Source organism: Kitasatospora sp. NPDC005751, assembly GCF_040630835.1.
Taxonomy (GTDB): domain Bacteria; phylum Actinomycetota; class Actinomycetes; order Streptomycetales; family Streptomycetaceae; genus Kitasatospora.
Genome location: NZ_JBEXYC010000049.1, coordinates 1 through 15,705, shown reverse-complemented (window position 1 = coordinate 15,705; position 15,705 = coordinate 1). Strand labels below are relative to the sequence as shown.

Annotated in this window: 15 protein-coding genes; 6 read left to right on the top strand and 9 right to left on the bottom strand. The window is 72.8% G+C overall.

Going from position 1 to position 15,705, the window contains the following annotated elements; genetic code table 11:
* Positions 1–73: 73 nt before the first annotated feature.
* The 9 genes from ABZ497_RS29060 to ABZ497_RS29020 are packed head-to-tail and all read right to left on the bottom strand — an operon-like array spanning position 74 to position 8,060.
* On the bottom strand, positions 74–955 hold the full coding sequence (locus ABZ497_RS29060; RefSeq protein WP_359809438.1) for an amidohydrolase family protein: 882 nt from the start codon (positions 953–955) through the stop codon (positions 74–76).
* The gene (locus ABZ497_RS29055) at positions 952–1,263 is read right to left on the bottom strand and encodes an L-rhamnose mutarotase (RefSeq protein WP_329485071.1); all 312 of its coding nucleotides are present in this window, start codon (positions 1,261–1,263) and stop codon (positions 952–954) included. The genes ABZ497_RS29060 and ABZ497_RS29055 overlap by 4 nt, the downstream gene beginning before the upstream one ends.
* A complete protein-coding gene (locus ABZ497_RS29050; RefSeq protein ID WP_359809436.1) occupies positions 1,260–1,916 on the bottom strand; it encodes an LUD domain-containing protein in 657 nt (218 codons plus the stop codon). The genes ABZ497_RS29055 and ABZ497_RS29050 overlap by 4 nt, the downstream gene beginning before the upstream one ends.
* Entirely contained in the window at positions 1,913–3,364 is a 1,452-nt protein-coding gene (locus tag ABZ497_RS29045) for a LutB/LldF family L-lactate oxidation iron-sulfur protein (protein WP_359809434.1), read from the bottom strand. Before ABZ497_RS29045 ends, ABZ497_RS29050 begins: the two co-directional genes overlap by 4 nt.
* Complete coding sequence (locus ABZ497_RS29040; RefSeq protein ID WP_359809432.1) at positions 3,361–4,101, bottom strand: (Fe-S)-binding protein; 741 nt, start codon at positions 4,099–4,101, stop codon at positions 3,361–3,363. The genes ABZ497_RS29045 and ABZ497_RS29040 overlap by 4 nt, the downstream gene beginning before the upstream one ends.
* Positions 4,101–5,099 carry an aldo/keto reductase gene (locus tag ABZ497_RS29035; protein ID WP_359809430.1) on the bottom strand — a complete coding sequence of 333 codons (999 nt, stop codon included), beginning with the start codon at positions 5,097–5,099 and terminating at the stop codon, positions 4,101–4,103. The genes ABZ497_RS29040 and ABZ497_RS29035 overlap by 1 nt, the downstream gene beginning before the upstream one ends.
* The gene (locus tag ABZ497_RS29030; protein WP_359809428.1) at positions 5,096–5,857 is read right to left on the bottom strand and encodes an SDR family oxidoreductase; all 762 of its coding nucleotides are present in this window, start codon (positions 5,855–5,857) and stop codon (positions 5,096–5,098) included. The genes ABZ497_RS29035 and ABZ497_RS29030 overlap by 4 nt, the downstream gene beginning before the upstream one ends.
* The gene (locus tag ABZ497_RS29025; protein ID WP_359809426.1) at positions 5,854–7,197 is read right to left on the bottom strand and encodes an L-fuconate dehydratase; all 1,344 of its coding nucleotides are present in this window, start codon (positions 7,195–7,197) and stop codon (positions 5,854–5,856) included. The genes ABZ497_RS29030 and ABZ497_RS29025 overlap by 4 nt, the downstream gene beginning before the upstream one ends.
* A gap of 11 nt (positions 7,198–7,208) precedes the next feature.
* On the bottom strand, positions 7,209–8,060 hold the full coding sequence (locus tag ABZ497_RS29020) for a fumarylacetoacetate hydrolase family protein (protein WP_359809424.1): 852 nt from the start codon (positions 8,058–8,060) through the stop codon (positions 7,209–7,211).
* Positions 8,061–8,570: 510 nt separating this feature from the next.
* Here ABZ497_RS29020 and ABZ497_RS29015 point away from each other — a divergent pair.
* From ABZ497_RS29015 to ABZ497_RS28990, 6 genes are all read left to right on the top strand, one after another.
* Positions 8,571–9,617 carry a sugar ABC transporter substrate-binding protein gene (locus ABZ497_RS29015; protein WP_352294446.1) on the top strand — a complete coding sequence of 349 codons (1,047 nt, stop codon included), beginning with the start codon at positions 8,571–8,573 and terminating at the stop codon, positions 9,615–9,617.
* A gap of 84 nt (positions 9,618–9,701) precedes the next feature.
* Entirely contained in the window at positions 9,702–11,267 is a 1,566-nt protein-coding gene (locus ABZ497_RS29010) for a sugar ABC transporter ATP-binding protein (RefSeq protein WP_359809422.1), read from the top strand.
* Positions 11,251–12,282 (top strand): ABC transporter permease, encoded by a 1,032-nt coding sequence (locus tag ABZ497_RS29005; RefSeq protein WP_359809420.1) that lies wholly within the window; start codon positions 11,251–11,253, stop codon positions 12,280–12,282. The genes ABZ497_RS29010 and ABZ497_RS29005 overlap by 17 nt, the downstream gene beginning before the upstream one ends.
* A 119-nt stretch (positions 12,283–12,401) precedes the next feature.
* Positions 12,402–13,133, top strand: coding sequence for a FadR/GntR family transcriptional regulator (locus ABZ497_RS29000; protein WP_359809477.1), 732 nt, complete (start codon positions 12,402–12,404; stop codon positions 13,131–13,133).
* A gap of 78 nt (positions 13,134–13,211) precedes the next feature.
* Entirely contained in the window at positions 13,212–14,249 is a 1,038-nt protein-coding gene (locus ABZ497_RS28995) for a sugar ABC transporter substrate-binding protein (protein ID WP_359809418.1), read from the top strand.
* Between the two features lie 292 nt (positions 14,250–14,541).
* On the top strand, positions 14,542–15,549 hold the full coding sequence (locus ABZ497_RS28990; RefSeq protein ID WP_359809416.1) for a Gfo/Idh/MocA family oxidoreductase: 1,008 nt from the start codon (positions 14,542–14,544) through the stop codon (positions 15,547–15,549).
* Positions 15,550–15,705 lie beyond the last annotated feature (156 nt).

Below are 15,705 nucleotides of genomic sequence, written 5' to 3'. Positions count from 1 at the left end.
GGCCGCGGCAGGGCGCCACCTGCGGCCGGTGTCACGGGCGGCCGGTGTCACGGGCGGCGGCGCGGGCCCCGGTTCAGGTGGCGGCGACGCCGGGAACGGGTACGTCGAGGCCGTAGACCAGGACCGCGTTGCGCCGGAACACCGCGTCCCGCTCGCCCGGGCTCAGCCCGGCCACGAGCTGCTCGGCGGTCCGCACGACGTCGGAGTAGCCGGCCCGGAGGGTGCACACCGGCCAGTCGGAACCGAAGAGCAGCCGCCGCGGGCCGAAGGCGTCGAGGACGGTGTCGGCGTACGGCCCGAGGTGCTCGCTCCCCCAGCGGCCGGGCGCGGCCTCGGTGACCAGGCCGGACAGCTTGCACACGGTGTTGGGCAGGGCGGCCAGACGGCGCACGTGCCCCGCCCAGGGTTCGAGCGCCCCGGTGGCGATCGGCGGCTTGCCCAGGTGGTCGAGGACGAACGTCAGACCGGGCAGCCGGGCGGCCGCGGCGGTGGCGGCGGGCAGCTGGTGCGGCCTGACGACCAGGTCGTAGGCGAGGCCCGCCCCGGCGACCGCGCGGAGCCCGCGGTGCACGTCGGGCCGCAGCAGCCAGCCCGGGTCGGGCTCCTCCTGGACCTGGTGCCGGATGCCCACCAGTCGGTCGCCGCCGGGTCCTTCACGCAGGGCGGCGAGCGCGTCGGCGACGTCGGGGGCGGTGAGGTCGGTCCAGCCGACGACGCCGGCGACCAGGCCGCCGCCGGCGGCGAGGGCCAGCAGCTCGGGGGTCTCCCCGGGGACGCAGACGGTCTGGACGACGACGGTGGCGCTCACACCGGCGGCGCGGGCCCGCGGAGCCAGGTCCTCGACGTGGAAGGAGCGGGCGAGCGGGGCGAGGGCCGCACCGGTGATCCAGGGCTGGGGCCTCGCCGCGAGGTTCCAGAGGTGGTGGTGCGCGTCGACGGTCCCGGGGGCGGTCACAGCTCCCACACCGCCCGGAGCCCGGCCGCGGCACCGCCCTCGCCGTAGTCGTGCGCGACGTCGAGGAGTTCGCCCATCCGCGCCTGCCAGGCGACGTTGACCGGCAGGCGCTCCAGTTCGCCGAGCAGCCGGGCGTAGTCCTCGCATTCGAGCAGGTGGAACAGCTCGCAGCCGCTGCGCCAGATGGTCCAGGAGTTGACGCCGGCGGCGCGGATGGCGGCGGTGAGTTCGGCGGGCACCGCGCGGTGGGCGGCCTCGTACTCCTCGATCCGGTCCTCGCGGACGCGGGTGTGCAGGGCGATCCTCATGACGGCTCCGGGTCCGGTCGGGTGGGGTCGACGATGATGACGTGCAGGGTGCGGGGGCCGTGCACGCCCTCGACCCGGTCGAGTTCGATGTCGCTGGTGGCGGACGGGCCCGAGACGAAGGTCAGCGGGAGCGTCGGATCGAGGCGGGCGAGGGCCTCGGGGACGTCGTCGGCGATCTGGCCGGCCCGGATGACGCACAGGTGGTAGTCGGGGATCAGGGTGAGCGCACGGCGGCCCTGGCCGGGGCCGGTGTCCAGGACGACGGTCCCGGTGACGGCGATGCCGGCGGCGGCGAGGGTGACGGCGCCGTCCAGGGCGTCCAGCTCGGGAACGTCCAGCGGTTCCGGGTGCCACTGCCAGTCGCCGGGCGGCAGCAGCTCGACGGGGAAGCCGTCGGGTAGCGCCAGACGGACGGCGGCGCGGGCGGTGAGGGCGGCGGCGATGGCGGCCGGCAGGCCCGCCCGGTCGGTGCGGGTGACGGTGGCGCGGTAGTCGGCGACCCGCTCGGCGAACAGGGCGACGACGTCCTCGCCCGGTTCGGTGTGGCGGCGGCGGTAGGCCCGGGGCACCGGGACATCGTCCGGGTCCTCGCCGGCGGGGACGTCGGCGAGGGCGGCCCGGATGCGGCCGAGGACTGCTTCACGGCTGCTCATCGTTCGCCTTCCCGGTTCTTGCGCCACCAGGTCCGGAAGGACTCGGCCGGGGGCACGGGGGTGTCGCGGGTGTCGGACCAGCCGCGCAGCGGGCCCGGCAGCCGGCCGATGCGGCCGTCGCGGGCGAGGGCCCGGCCACCGAGGGCGGTGACCGTCTGGGCGGCGCCGAGCAGTCGTGGGGAGTCGAGGACGGCGGCGGCCGCCCTCATGGCCGGCGCCTCCGCACCGCCCCTCCCGCTCTCGACGACCTCGGCCCGCAGGTGGACGAGCACCTCCGGGATGTCGATCTTCACGGGGCAGGCGTCGTAGCAGGCCCCGCAGAGGGTGGAGGCGAACGGCAGGCTCGCGGCGTTCTCGACGCCGACGAGCTGGGGGGTGAGGACGGCACCGATCGGGCCCGGGTAGACGGAGCCGTAGGCGTGGCCGCCGGTGCGCTCGAAGACCGGGCAGACGTTGAGGCAGGCGGAGCAGCGGATGCACGCCAGGGCCTGCCGTCCGACCCGGTCGGCGAGGGTGTCGGTGCGGCCGTTGTCGAGCAGGACCAGGTGGAAGGTCCGCGGGCCGTCGCCGTCGGTGGTGCCGGTCCAGGTGGAGGTGTAGGGGTTCATCCGCTCGCCGGTGGAGGAGCGCGGCAGCAGCTGCAGGAAGACCTCCAGGTCGGACCAGGTGGGGACGACCTTTTCGAGGCCCATGACGGTGATCAGCGTCTCGGGGAGGGTCAGGCACATCCGGCCGTTGCCCTCGGACTCCACGACGACGACCGTACCGGTGTCGGCGACGGCGAAGTTGGCCCCCGAGACGGCCACCTTGGCGGTGAGGAACCTGCTCCGCAGATGGCGGCGGGCCGCCTCCGCGAGGTCCGCCGGTTCGTCGGTCAGGCCCTCGGGAGCGGGCCGCCCCCAGTGGCGCATCTCGGCGGCGAACAGGTCGCGGATCTCGGTGCGGTTCCGGTGGATCGCGGGGACGAGGATGTGCGAGGGCCGGTCGTCGCCGAGTTGGACGATCAGCTCGGCCAGGTCGGTCTCGTAGGCGGTGATGCCGGCTTCGGCCAGGTGTTCGTTCAGTCCGATCTCCTGGGTGGCCATCGACTTCACCTTCACCACCTCGCGCTCGCCGGTCGCGAGCACCAGTTCGGTGACGATGCGGTTGGCCTCGGCCGCGTCGGCGGCCCAGTGCACGATGCCGCCCGCCGCGGTGACGGATGCCTCCAACTGCACCAGGTAGCGGTCCAGGTGCCGCGAGGTGCGCCTCTTGATCGCGGCGCCGGCGTCCCGCAGCTGCTCCCAGTCGTCGAGTTCGGAGGCGACCGCGAGCCGCTTGTCGCGGATGGTGGCGGTGGCGCGCCTGAGGTTGGCGCGCAGTTGGGTGTCCTTCAGCGCCCCGCGGGCGGCGTCGGGGAAGGAGGGGGCGCCCAGCCAGACGACGCCGCGGTCACGGTGGTCGCTCACGGCGCGGCTCCTTCGGTGGCGGCGAGGATCTCGGCCAGGTGCATGGTGCGCACGGCGGCGCGCCGGCGGGACAGTCCGCCCCCGATGTGCATCAGACAGGAGTTGTCGGCGGCGCACAGCACCTCGGCCCCGCTGTCGAGCACCGCGTCGCCCTTGTCGGCGAGCATCGCTGCCGAGGTGTCGGCGTTCTTGACGGCGAAGGTGCCGCCGAAGCCGCAGCACGAGTCGGCCGCGGGGAGGTCGACCAGGTCGAGGTCCTCGACCTCGCGCAGCAGGCGCGAGGGGCGGTCCCCGAGCCGGAGGCCGCGCAGCGAGTGACAGGTGGGGTGGTAGGCGACCCGGTGCGGGAAGCGGGCCCCGACGTCCGTGACGCCCAGGACGTCGGTGAGCAGCTCGGTGAACTCGTGCACCCGGGGCACCAGGTCCTCGACCTGCCGCTGGAGGCCGGGGTTCCCGTACTCCCGGGCCAGCAGGGGGTGGTGGTCGCGGACCATGCCGGCGCAGGAGGCGGAGGGGGTGACCACGGCGTCGTAGTCGGCGAAGGCCCGGGCGAAGCGGGCCACCAGCGGTACGGCCTCGGGGCGGTAGCCGGTGTTGAAGTGCAGCTGCCCGCAGCAGGTCTGGTCCCGCGGGAACTCGACGGTGTGCCCGAGGCGTTCGAGGACGGTCAGCACGGCCCGGCCGGTGCCGGGGTACAGGGTGTCGTTGAAGCAGGTGATGAACAGGGCGATGCGCATCAGCTCTCCCGCGCCGGGGTGGGGACGTCCGCCGGCAGTAGACCACGCTCCTTGAGGTCCGCCCAGAGCGCCGCCGGAACCGGGTGGTCGAGTAGCGCGGCGGCGTCCCGGACCTCCTCGGCGCTGCGGGTGCCGACCAGCACGCTCGCGACGGCCGGGTGCCCGAACGGGAACCGCAGGGCGGCGGCGCGCAGCGGTACGCCGTGCTCCGCGCAGACGGCCTTGAGCGCGGTGGCGCGGGCGAGCAGCTCGGCGGGGGCCGCGGTGTAGTCGAAGGTCGCGCCGGGGCGCGGGTCGGCGAGCAGGCCCGAGTTGAAGACGCCACCGACGACGACGCCGACGCCGCGCCGGTGGGCCAGCGGCAGCAGTTCGGCCAGTCCGCGCTGGTCGAGCAGACTGTAGCGGCCGGCCAGCAGGACGACGTCGAGGTCCGTCTCGCGGGTGAACCGGGCCAGCATCTCGGCCTGGTTCATACCGACCCCGATCGCCCCGAGGAGGCCTTCGGCGCGCAGGCGTTCCAGCTCGGGGTAGGCCTCGGCGAGCGCCTGCTCGGCGTGGTCGTCGGGGTCGTGCAGGTAGGCGACGTCGATCCGGTCCAGGCCGAGGCGTCGGAGGCTGTCCTCGATGGAACGGCGCACGCCGCCGGCGCTGAAGTCCCAGACGCGGCGGTGGGTGGCGGGGACGGCGAAGCCGTCGGCCAGGTCGTCGCCCCCACCGGCGGGGGTCGGCTCCAGCAGCCGGCCGACCTTCGTGGACAGCGTGTACTCGCCCCGGGGCAGGGTGCGCAGCACGGCGCCGAGCCGGCGCTCGGACAGGCCCAGACCGTAGTGCGGGGCGGTGTCGAAGTACCGTACGCCGCACTCCCAGGCGGCGGTGACGGCCTGTTCCGCGCGGTCGTCGCCGACCGCGGTGAACAGGTTGCCGATTCCGGCGGCGCCGAAGCCGAGCTCGGTGACCTGGACCGGCGTGCGGCCGAGGGGGCGGCGGCGCGGCTTCACGGGCGGGGCTCCGGTCGCAGCCGCAGGCCGGCCATGCCGCCGTCGACCGCCAGGGCCGTGCCGGTGACGCTCGCGGCCGCCGGGGAGGCGAGGTAGGCGATGGCGGCGGCCACCTCCTCGGCGGCCACCAGACGTCCGGTCGGCTGACGGCCGTTCAGCGCGAGGCGTTCGGTGGCCGGGTCGTCGGCGGCGCCCAGCAGTCGCGCGACCCACGGGGTGTCGACGGTACCGGGGTTGACGCAGTTGACCCGGATGCCCTCGCGGACGTGGTCGGCGGCCATCGCGAGGGTGAGCGAGAGGACGGCGCCCTTGCTCGCCGAGTAGAGCGCGCGCCGCGGAAGGCCGGCGGTGGCGGCGATGGAGCAGGTGTTGACCACGGAGGCGTGCAGCGAGCGGCGCAGGTGGGGCAGGGCGGCGCGGGTGGTGCGGACGATGCCGAGCACGTTGACGTCCAGGACGCGGTGCCACTGCTCGTCGGGGTTGTCCTCCAGCGTCCCGACCGCGCCGACGCCTGCGTTGTTGACCAGGATGTCGATCCCGCCGAGCGCCCGGGCCGCCGCCTGGACGGCCGAGCGCACCGAGCGGTCGTCGGCGACGTCGGCGGTGAAGCCGCGCAGCGGGGGGCGGGCGTCGGTCGGGTCGAGGTCCAGGACGGCGACGTCCGCTCCGCGCTCGCCGAGCAGTCGGGCGGTGGCCAGGCCGATGCCGGAGGCCCCGCCGGTGACCAGGGCGGTGAGCCCGTCGAGGTCGGTGGTCATGCCCGGCCCCCCTGCGCCGCCGGCTCCGCCGGTTCCGCGGCCCAGAACGCGCCGCCCGGGTAGGTGTAGGTGTCGATGGTGGCCCGGTGCATCGTCGCGGAGAACCCGGGCGTGGTGGGGGCCCGGTAGCGACCGTTCTCGATCACCACCGGATCGAGGAAGTGCTGGTGGAGGTGGTCGACGAACTCGATGACCCGGTCCTCGTCCGTGCCGGACAGCGCGACGTAGTCGAACATCGACAGGTGCTGGACGAGTTCGCACAGTCCGACGCCGCCGGCGTGCGGGCAGACCGGGACCCCGAACTTGGCGGCGAGCAGCAGGATGGCGAGGTTCTCGTTGACGCCGGCCACCCGGGCGGAGTCCAGCTGGAGGACGTCGATGGCGCCGGACTGGAGCAGCTGCTTGAAGATGATCCGGTTCTGCACGTGCTCACCGGTGGCGACCTTGATCGGGTGGACCCCCCGCCGGATGGCGGCGTGGCCGAGCACGTCGTCCGGACTGGTGGGCTCCTCGATCCAGTACGGGTCGAACTCGCCCAGGGCGTTGGTCCATTCGATCGCCTCGTCGACGTTCCAGCGCTGGTTGGCGTCGATCGCCATCCGGATGTCCGGCCCGACCGCCTCGCGGGCGGCGCGGCAGCGGCGGGTGTCGTCCGCCAGGTCGGCGCCGACCTTCAGTTTGATCTGGGTGAAGCCGTCGGCGACCGCCTGCTTGGCGAGGCGGGTGAGCTTCTCGTCGCTGTAGCCGAGCCAGCCGGGCGAGGTGGTGTAGGCGGGGTAGCCGCGGCGCAGCAGCTCGGTGGCCCGCGCCGGTGCGCCGCGCTTGCCGTTGCGCAGGAGTTCCAGCGCCTCGTCGGGAGTCAGCGCGTCCGTGAGGTAGCGGAAGTCGATCTGAGAGACCAGCCAGGCCGGGTCCGCGTCGGCCAGTAGCTGCCACAGCGGCTTGCCCTCGCGCTTGGCGGCGAGGTCCCACACGGCGTTGACGACGGCGCCGACGGCCATGTGCATCACGCCCTTCTCGGGGCCGAGCCAGCGCAGTTGGCTGTCACCGATCAGGTCGCGGTACAGCGAGCCGGGGTCCGCGCACAGCTCGGTGACGGGGCGTCCGACGACGTGTTCGCGCAGCGCGTCGATCGCGGCGACCTGGACGTCGTTGCCGCGCCCGATGGTGAAGGCGAAGCCGTGGCCCTCGTGGCCGTCCGCGCCGGTGCGCAGGACGACGTAGGCGGCGGAGTAGTCGGGGTCGGGATTCATGGCGTCGGACCCGTCGAGTTCCCGCGAGGTGGGGAAGCGGATGTCGTAGGTGTCGACGGCGGTGATCCGCGCTGTGGTTGCGGACAACTCGGTGCCTTTCACGCGTGGGAGAAGGTCTGGCGCTGCGTGCCGAGGCCGTCGATGCCGAGTTCGACCGTGTCGCCGGCGCGCAGGTAGGGGGTGCCGGGCAGGCCCAGCGCGACGCCGGCCGGGGTGCCGGTGTTGATGACGTCGCCGGGCCGCAGGACCATGTACTGGCTCAGGTACCAGACCAGGTAGGGCACGTCGAAGACCATGTCCTTGGTGTCGCCGTCCTGCCGCACCTCGCCGTTGACGGCCAGGCGCAGGCCGAGCGCCCGCACGTCGCCGACCTCGTCCGGGGTGACCAGCCACGGACCCAGTGGATTGAACGTCTCGCAGGACTTCCCGAGGTCCCACTGGGCGGAGTAGTCGAGTTGGAACTCCCGCTCGGAGACGTCGTTGCTGATCGCGTAACCGGCGATGTGGTCCGCCGCGTCGGCCGGGCTCGCCAGGTAACGGGCCTCCCGGCCGATGACGACCGCGAGTTCGACCTCCCAGTCGGTCCTGGTCGAGCCCCGGGGGATCAGCACCCGGTCGTAGGGGCCGACCACGGTGGAGGCGTCCTTCAGGAAGACCACCGGACGGTCCGGGACGGCCGCCCCGGTCTCCTTGGCGTGATCGCGGTAGTTGAGGCCGATGCAGACGACCTTGCCGGGGCGGGCGACGGGGGCGCCGGTCCGCAGGCCGGCCGGGTCGAGGGGCGTCAGCTCCCCGGCGGCCAGGGCCGCCCGGGCGCGGTCGATCCCGCCCGAGGCGAGGAACGCCCCGTCGATGTCACCGGTCAGGGCCGAGAGCGCGAACACCCGCCCGTCCTCGCCCAGGACCGCCGGAACCTCTTTCCCCGCCGGCCCGATCCGCAGGAACCTCATGCTGTCTCTCCCAGGTCACTCCGGAGGCCGTGGCTCTCCACGGGCCGATACATCGGATGAATCAGTGATGCCAAGACGATACGGAGCGACCTCGCATATCGCAAGAAGTCCTCCGATGTCTTCCTGGCGACACCGGGTGAGGTCCCGTCAGAAGCTTGCAAACCTCGCAGCTCAGAGCCGATATGACGGTGCGTCGTGACACATCCGGGAAACTCGGATGTCACGGTTGTGAATCATCCGAGGTTTCCTCTTGTCAGTCAGCTGTCAGGCTCATAAGGTCCTCCGTATCACAAGGCATCCCATGACTACGGGACGCGCGCTCCGGTGTCGTCTGCCGCCCCGATCGCCACGACCAGGAACCGGCTCCCCTTCCGGACCAGGGCCGGAGAAGGCGGCCGGCTTCCCCTCCCGCCTCGCCTCACCGGGACGGGCTTCGCACCCCTCCCGCCGCGCCGGTTCCCCTCACCCCCGTGGAGGACCCGGCCAATCCCAGCCAAGGAGATCTGCACCATGAAGTTCCGCTCCTCCGGAACCGCGGCCACGCTCGCCGCCGTCGTCGTCCTGGCGGGGTTCGCCACTGCCTGCAACCGCGGTAGCGCCTCGGACTCCTCCGCCGGCGGCAAGCCGGCGATCGGCGTCGACCTGCCGCGCGCGGACTCCGACTTCTGGAACTCCTACGCGCAGTACGTCAAGCAGGACGCCTCCGCCCAGGGCCTGAACACCCTGCCGGTGAGCAACTCCCAGAACGACGTCACCAAGCTGGTCGCCAACGTCCAGGTGTTCCAGAACACCGGCGCCAAGGCCGTGGTGATGGCACCTCAGGACACCGGTGCGATCGCCTCCACCCTGGAACAGCTGTCCGCCCGGAAGATCCCGGTGATCAGCGTCGACACCCGCCCCGACAAGGGGAACGTCTACATGGTGGTGCGCGCCGACAACAAGGCGTACGGCACCAAGGCCTGCGAGTTCCTCGGCAAGCAGCTCGACGGCAAGGGCAAGGTCGCCGAACTCCAGGGTGCCCTGAGTTCCATCAACGGACGAGACCGCTCCGAGGCGTTCGCCGCCTGCATGAAGGAGAAGTTCCCCGGCATCGAGGTCATCGAGCTGGCCACCGACTGGAAGGGTGACGTCGCCTCCGCGAAGCTCCAGTCCACCCTGGCCGCCCATCCGGACCTGGGCGGCGTCTACCTCCAGGCCGGCGGCGTGTTCCTGCAGCCGACGCTGGCCCTGCTGCAGCAGAAGGGCCTGCTCAAGCCCGTCGGCCAGCCCGGTCACATCGCGATCGTCTCCAATGACGGCATCCCGCAGGAGTTCGACGCGATCCGCAAGGGCGACATCGACGCGACGGTCTCCCAGCCGGCCGACCTCTACGCCAAGTACGCCCTGCACTACGCGCAGGCCTCGGCCGAGGGCAAGACCTTCCAGCCCGGTCCCACCGACCACCAGTCCACCATCATCCAGCTGCCCAACGGCCTGGAGGACCAGCTCCCCGCCCCCCTGGTCACCAAGGAGAACGTCGACGACCAGAGCCTCTGGGGCAACAACGTCGGCAAGTAGTCCCCGCCCCCGGTGAACGGCGGTGCCGGCCGAGCCTGCGGCCACCCGCCGCCGTTCACCGGAGCCCTCGGAAAGGACCCCGCCATGGCGGACCCCAGCCCCGGACGGGGCCCCGTCGTCGAGGCCGACGGGATCAGCAAGCGCTTCGGCGCCACCGTCGCCCTCAGCGACGCCCGCATCTCGGTCGCGCCCGGCGAGTCGCACGCCCTGGTCGGCCGCAACGGCGCGGGCAAGTCCACGCTCGTCTCGGTGCTCACCGGCCTGCAGAGCCCGGACACCGGCACCCTGCGGTTCGGCGGCGAGGCCGCCCCGGCACCCGGTGACACCGCTGCCTGGCGCTCCAGGGTCGCCTGCGTGTACCAGCGCTCCACCGTCATCCCCGCGCTGAGCGTCGCCGAGAACCTGTTCCTGAACCGGCACGGCCCCGACGACGGAGGCGCGCTGCGGCCGATCGGCTGGAAGCGGCTGCGCCGGCGCGCCGCCGAGCTGCTGGCCGAGTACGACGTCGACGTCGACCCGACCGCTCGCGCCGAGGACCTGACCGTCGAACAGCGCCAGTTCGTCGAGATCGCCCGGGCGCTGTCCTTCGGTGCCCGCTTCATCATCCTGGACGAGCCCACCGCCAAGCTCGACGCCCGCGGCATCGAGCTGCTCTTCGACAAGCTGCGCTCGCTCCAGGAGCAGGGCGTCGCCTTCCTGTTCATCTCCCACCATCTGCAGGAGGTCTACGACCTCTGCTCCACCGTCACGGTCTACCGCGACGCGCGCCACATCGTCACCGCGCCGGTCGCCGAACTCGACCGGCAGGCGTTGGTGGAGGCGATGACGGGGGAGAGCGCCCGGGGCGGCGAGCCGTCCTGGGCGGTGACCGGCCGGGCGGGCACCCACCGCGCCCCGCTGCTGACCGTCACCGGCCTGAGCCTGGCCGGCGCCTACCAGGACGTGACCCTGACCGCGCGGGCCGGCGAGGTCGTGGGCCTGGCCGGCGCGGCCGCCAGCGGCAACGTCCGGTTCGGCGAGACCGTGGCCGGCCTGCACCGCCCCCAGACCGGGACCATCACCGTGGCCGGCCGCCCGGTGCGCACCGGGCGCGTCCCCGCCGCCCTCGCCGCGGGCATCGGGTTCGTTCCCGAGGACCGGCACCTCCAGGGCCTCATTCCGCAGCGCAGCGTCGCCGAGAACGCCACCCTGACCGTCACCGACCAGCTCGGCCCGTTCGGCACCGTGCTGCCCTCGCGGACCCGGGCCTTCGCCCGGCGGATGATCGACGAACTCGACATCAAGACGCCCGGACCGGCCGCCCCCGTGTCCGCGCTGTCCGGCGGCAACCAGCAGAAGGTGGTCATCGCCCGGGCGCTGGCCACCGAACCGCACGTCCTCATCGCCGTCCGGCCCACCAACGGCGTCGACGTGAAGTCCAAGGAATCCCTGCTCGGCACCGTCCGCCAGGTCGCCGACGCCGGGCGAAGCGCCCTGATCGTGTCCGACGAACTCGACGACCTGCGGGTCTGCGACCGGGTCCTGGCCATGTTCCACGGCCGCGTCGTCGCCGAGTTCGAACACGGCTGGAGCGACGAACAGCTGGTCGCAGCCATGGAGGGCCTGGCCGGCCCGACCGACACGAAGGAACGCGATGTCTCCCACCACTGAGGTCCGCGCGCGCCCGGCGAGTGCCGTCACCGCGCCCGCCGACCGCCGCTTCACCCTCGCCCGCTACCGCGACCTGTCACTGGTGCCGGTCCTGCTCGTCCTGGGCGTCATCGGCTTCGCCGTCTCGCCGGCCTTCCTGACCTCCGACAACCTCCTGGGCGTCGGTCAGCAGGCCACCGAGCTGAGCCTGCTCGTCCTGGCCGAGGCGCTGATCCTGATCGCCGGCCGGATGGACCTCTCGCTGGAGTCCACGATCGGTGTGGCCCCGGTCATCGCGGTCTGGCTGGTCCTGCCCGACCACGGCGCGCGCTTCAACGGCCTGGGGCTGTTCCCCTCCTGGACGGCCGTCCCGCTGTGCCTGGCGGTCGGCGCGCTCATCGGCGCGGTCAACGGCTTCCTGATCCTCAAGCTGCGCCTGAACGGCTTCATCGTCACGCTGGGCGCGCTGACCCTGCTCCGCGGGCTCCAGGTCGCCGTCTCCCAGGGCCAGTCGATCGTCAACCTGCCCGGCTCGTTCACCTACCTGGGCGGCGCCCGCTGGTTGGGCGTCCCGGCGGCGATCTGGATCTGCGCCCTGCTCTTCCTCGCCGGCGGGTGCGCGCTCGCCTGGCTGCGCCACGGCCGCGCGCTGTACGCGATCGGGGGCAACCCCGAGGCCGCCCGTGCCGCCGGCATCCGGGTCGACCGGATCACCTGGACGGTGCTGGTCCTCGGCGGCCTGGTGGCCGCCTTCGCCGGCGTCCTCTACACGGGACACTACGGGTCCATCTCCGCCGACCAGGGCAACGGCTGGATCTTCCAGGTCTTCGCCGCCACCGTCATCGGCGGCGTCAGCCTCAACGGCGGGCGCGGCACCCTGTTCGGGGCGCTCACCGGGGTGCTGACCCTCCAGCTCGTGGTCAACGTGATGACCCTCGCGGGCGTGCCGCCGCTGTGGAACCAGTTCCTCAACGGCGCGATCATCATCGTCGCGCTGATCATCTCCCGCTTCGCCTCCGGCGAGAAGCAGGAGTGACGGGTCGTACGGCCTGCGGGCCGCGGCGGCGCGGCCGGGACCGGGTCCGGCCGGCCTCGCCGCCGCGGCCTCGCCCGACCCCCGTAGGCGCGAACACCCGGACCCAGGAGGCGATCACCATCGGGGTGACGGACGAGGCCATCGAGAAGATCAAGGGCATGATCGTCTCCGGCGCCCTGCAGCCCGGTGACCGGCTGCCCAACGAGGCCGACCTGGCCGACCAGCTCGGGCTGTCCCGCAGCTCGCTGCGCGAGGCCGTGCGAGCGCTCACCGCGATGCGGATCCTGGTCCCCCGACAGGGCGACGGCACCTACGTCTCCGGGCTGGAGCCGCACCTGCTCCTCGAAGCCCTGGCCTTCGCCGCCGACGTCTCCCACGGCCGAACCGCCCGGCAGCTCCTCCAGGTCCGACGGCTGCTCGAACCCCAGGTGACCGCCCTCGCCGCCGGCCGGCTCACCGACGACGAGCTGTTGGCGCTCCGGGCGATCCTCGATCGGAGCGCCACGGACATCGGCATCGAGGAGTTCGTCGAGCTGGACATCGAGTTCCACCGCGTCATCGCCGACGCCGTCGGCAATCCGGTGCTGTCCGCCCTGCTCGGCATCCTCTCCACCCACACCCAGCGGCTGCGGATCGTGCGCGGCGCCCTCTCCCGGTCCTCGCCCGCGGGCACCCGGATCTCCCCCGCCCGCGAGCAGGCCCACCTGGAGCACGAGGCCCTCTGGCGGGCCCTGGTCGACCGCGACGCCCTGCGCGCCGCCGGCGCCAGCACCGTGCACGTGGCGGCGGTCGAGGACTGGCTCGCCACCGGAACCACCACCGACCTCCGGGGCCCCGGCACCACCGCCTGACAGCGACGTGCCGAGACCCCGGCCCCCGGCGCCTCGCCCCGATCCGCCGGACCCCTACCACCCAGGACGTTTCGCCACATGAAGACACGTACCACCCGGACCGCCTGCACGGGCGGCGTCGTCGTGCTCCTCGCCGGGTGCCTCGGCGCCTGCGGAAGCTCCGGCGGGCCGAGCGGCTCCGCCCAGCAGATCGGCATCGACATCCCCCGCACCGACTCCGACTTCTGGAAGGCTTACGCGAAGTACCTCCAGCAGGAGATCGGCGCCCAGCAGTTGGACGTCCTGCCGCTCACCCACTCCGAGGGCGACGAGGCGAAGTTCACCGCCAACATCCAGGCGTTGCAGCGCCGCCGCCCCAAGTCCATCGTGATGGCGCCGCAGAACACCGTGACCACCGATGTCACGCTCTCCGGGCTGTTCGCCGCCAACATCAACGCGATCAGCGTCGACACCGAGCCGGAACACGGCAACGTCTACATGGTGGTGCGCACCGACAACAAGGCCTACGGCACCAAGGCCTGCGAGTTCCTCGGCAAGCAGCTCGGCGGCAAGGGCAAGGTCGCCGAACTCCAGGGCGCGCTCAACTCGGTCAACGGCTACGACCGTTCCGAGGCGTTCGCCACCTGCATGAAGCGGAACTACCCCAAGATCCAGGTCATCGAGCTGCCGACCGACTGGAAGGGTGATGTCGCCGCCGCGAAGCTCCAGTCCACGCTGGCCACCCACCCCGACCTGAACGGCATCTACATGCAGGCCGGCGGGGTGTTCCTCCAGCCCACCCTCGACGTCCTGCGCCAGAAGGGCTTACTCAAGCCCGCGGGCCAGAGCGGCCACATCACCATCGTCTCCAACGACGGCATCCCGACCGAGCTCGCCGCCATCCGGGAGGGCCAGATCGACGCCACCGTCTCCCAGCCCGCCGACCTCTACGCCAAGTACGCCCTCTTCTACGCCCGGGCCGCGGCCCAGGGCAAGTCCTTCCAGACCGGTCCCACCGACCACCAGTCCACCATCATCCAGCTGCCCAACGGCCTGGAGGACCAGCTCCCCGCGCCCCTGGTGACCAAGGACAACGTGAACGATCCGGCGCTCTGGGCGAACCACCCCGTGGGCTGACACCCGGACCGGCGCACCGGACCAGGTCGGCAACCGCCCCGGCGCCCCACGCGCGACACCACCCGAGCACGCCACCGGCAGCGGGCGGACGCCGACCTGCGCACCGATGCCCGCCCGGCGCCGGGCCGCTGGAGCAGCCTGACGGGCTCACGGGGTGGACCGCGGGGAGCTGAGGGGGGCGGTGCGCGGGTTGCGGGTACTGAACGGCAAGTCCGGGTGATGGTTGCCGGTCCGTGGAGCCTCCCGTACCGTACTGCCGCGACGCATCATTGGTCTAGACAAGAGGTGGTCTGTGGACTCGGCTCATGAACGTCCCATCCGCTGGGGCATCCTGGCCACCGGGGGGATCGCCACGGCGTTCACCGAGGATCTTCGCCGAACTCCGGGCGCGGTGGTCGCGGCTGTCGCCTCCCGCGACGCGGGGACGGCGCGCGCGTTCGCCGCCCGGCACGCGGTCCCGCGAGCTCACGGATCGTGGCGGGACCTGGCGGACGATCCGGACGTGGACGTGGTGTACGTGGCCACGCCGCACGGTTACCACCACCAGGCCGTCGAGATGCTGCTGGACGCCGGGCGGCCCGTGCTCTGCGAGAAGCCTCTCACCGTGAACAGCGTGCAGGCGCGGGGGCTGATCACCCTCGCCCGCGAGCGCGGGACGTTCCTGATGGAAGCCATGTGGATGCTCCTGAACCCCGCCCTGCGCAAGGCGGCCGAGCTGCTCGCCGACGGTGCGATCGGTGAGGTCCGATCCCTGCACGCCGAACTCGGTTGGCGGGCCGAGGTCGACCGAGGGCATCGGCTTCGCGACGTTGCGGCGGGCGGCGGCGCCCTGCTCGATGTCGGCGTCTACCCCGTCGCGCTGGCGCACTTCCTGCTCGGCAGCCCGGACCGCGTCCACGCGCGGGCCCAGCTGACGCCGGAAGGCGTGGACGAGCACACGAGCATTCTGCTCGGCCACCCCGGTGGGGCCACCGCATCGCTGACCTGTTCCTTCGCCGCGACCTTGAGCCAGGCGGCCGTCGTCTACGGAACACGTGGACGCATCGATATCCCGGCGAACCTGTTCAACCCGCCCGGGATCGTCCTCCATCGCGAGGTCGGCGAGCCGGTGCACTTTCCCGCTCCGGCCGTCATCGGCAATGGCTACGGGCTGGAGGCCGCCGAGGTGATGCGCTGCCTGCTGGCCGGGCAGAGCGAGTCGCCGCTGGTGCCCCTGGACGGCACACTCGCGGTTCTCCGTACGCTGGACGCTGTGAGGCAACTGATCGGCCTGCGATACCCGCACGACGATCACGACTGATCCGCGGGTCCGCGGGGCCGCCTGCGGGCCTACGGACCGCCGGTGGTCACCGGGACCGGACTGCTGACCGCCAGTGCGAGAGCCGCGACAGCACCGGCTCCACGCTCACGTTTCCGCGCACCGGGCCCGGCGCCTGCGAGCGGGCGGCGAGCCCGC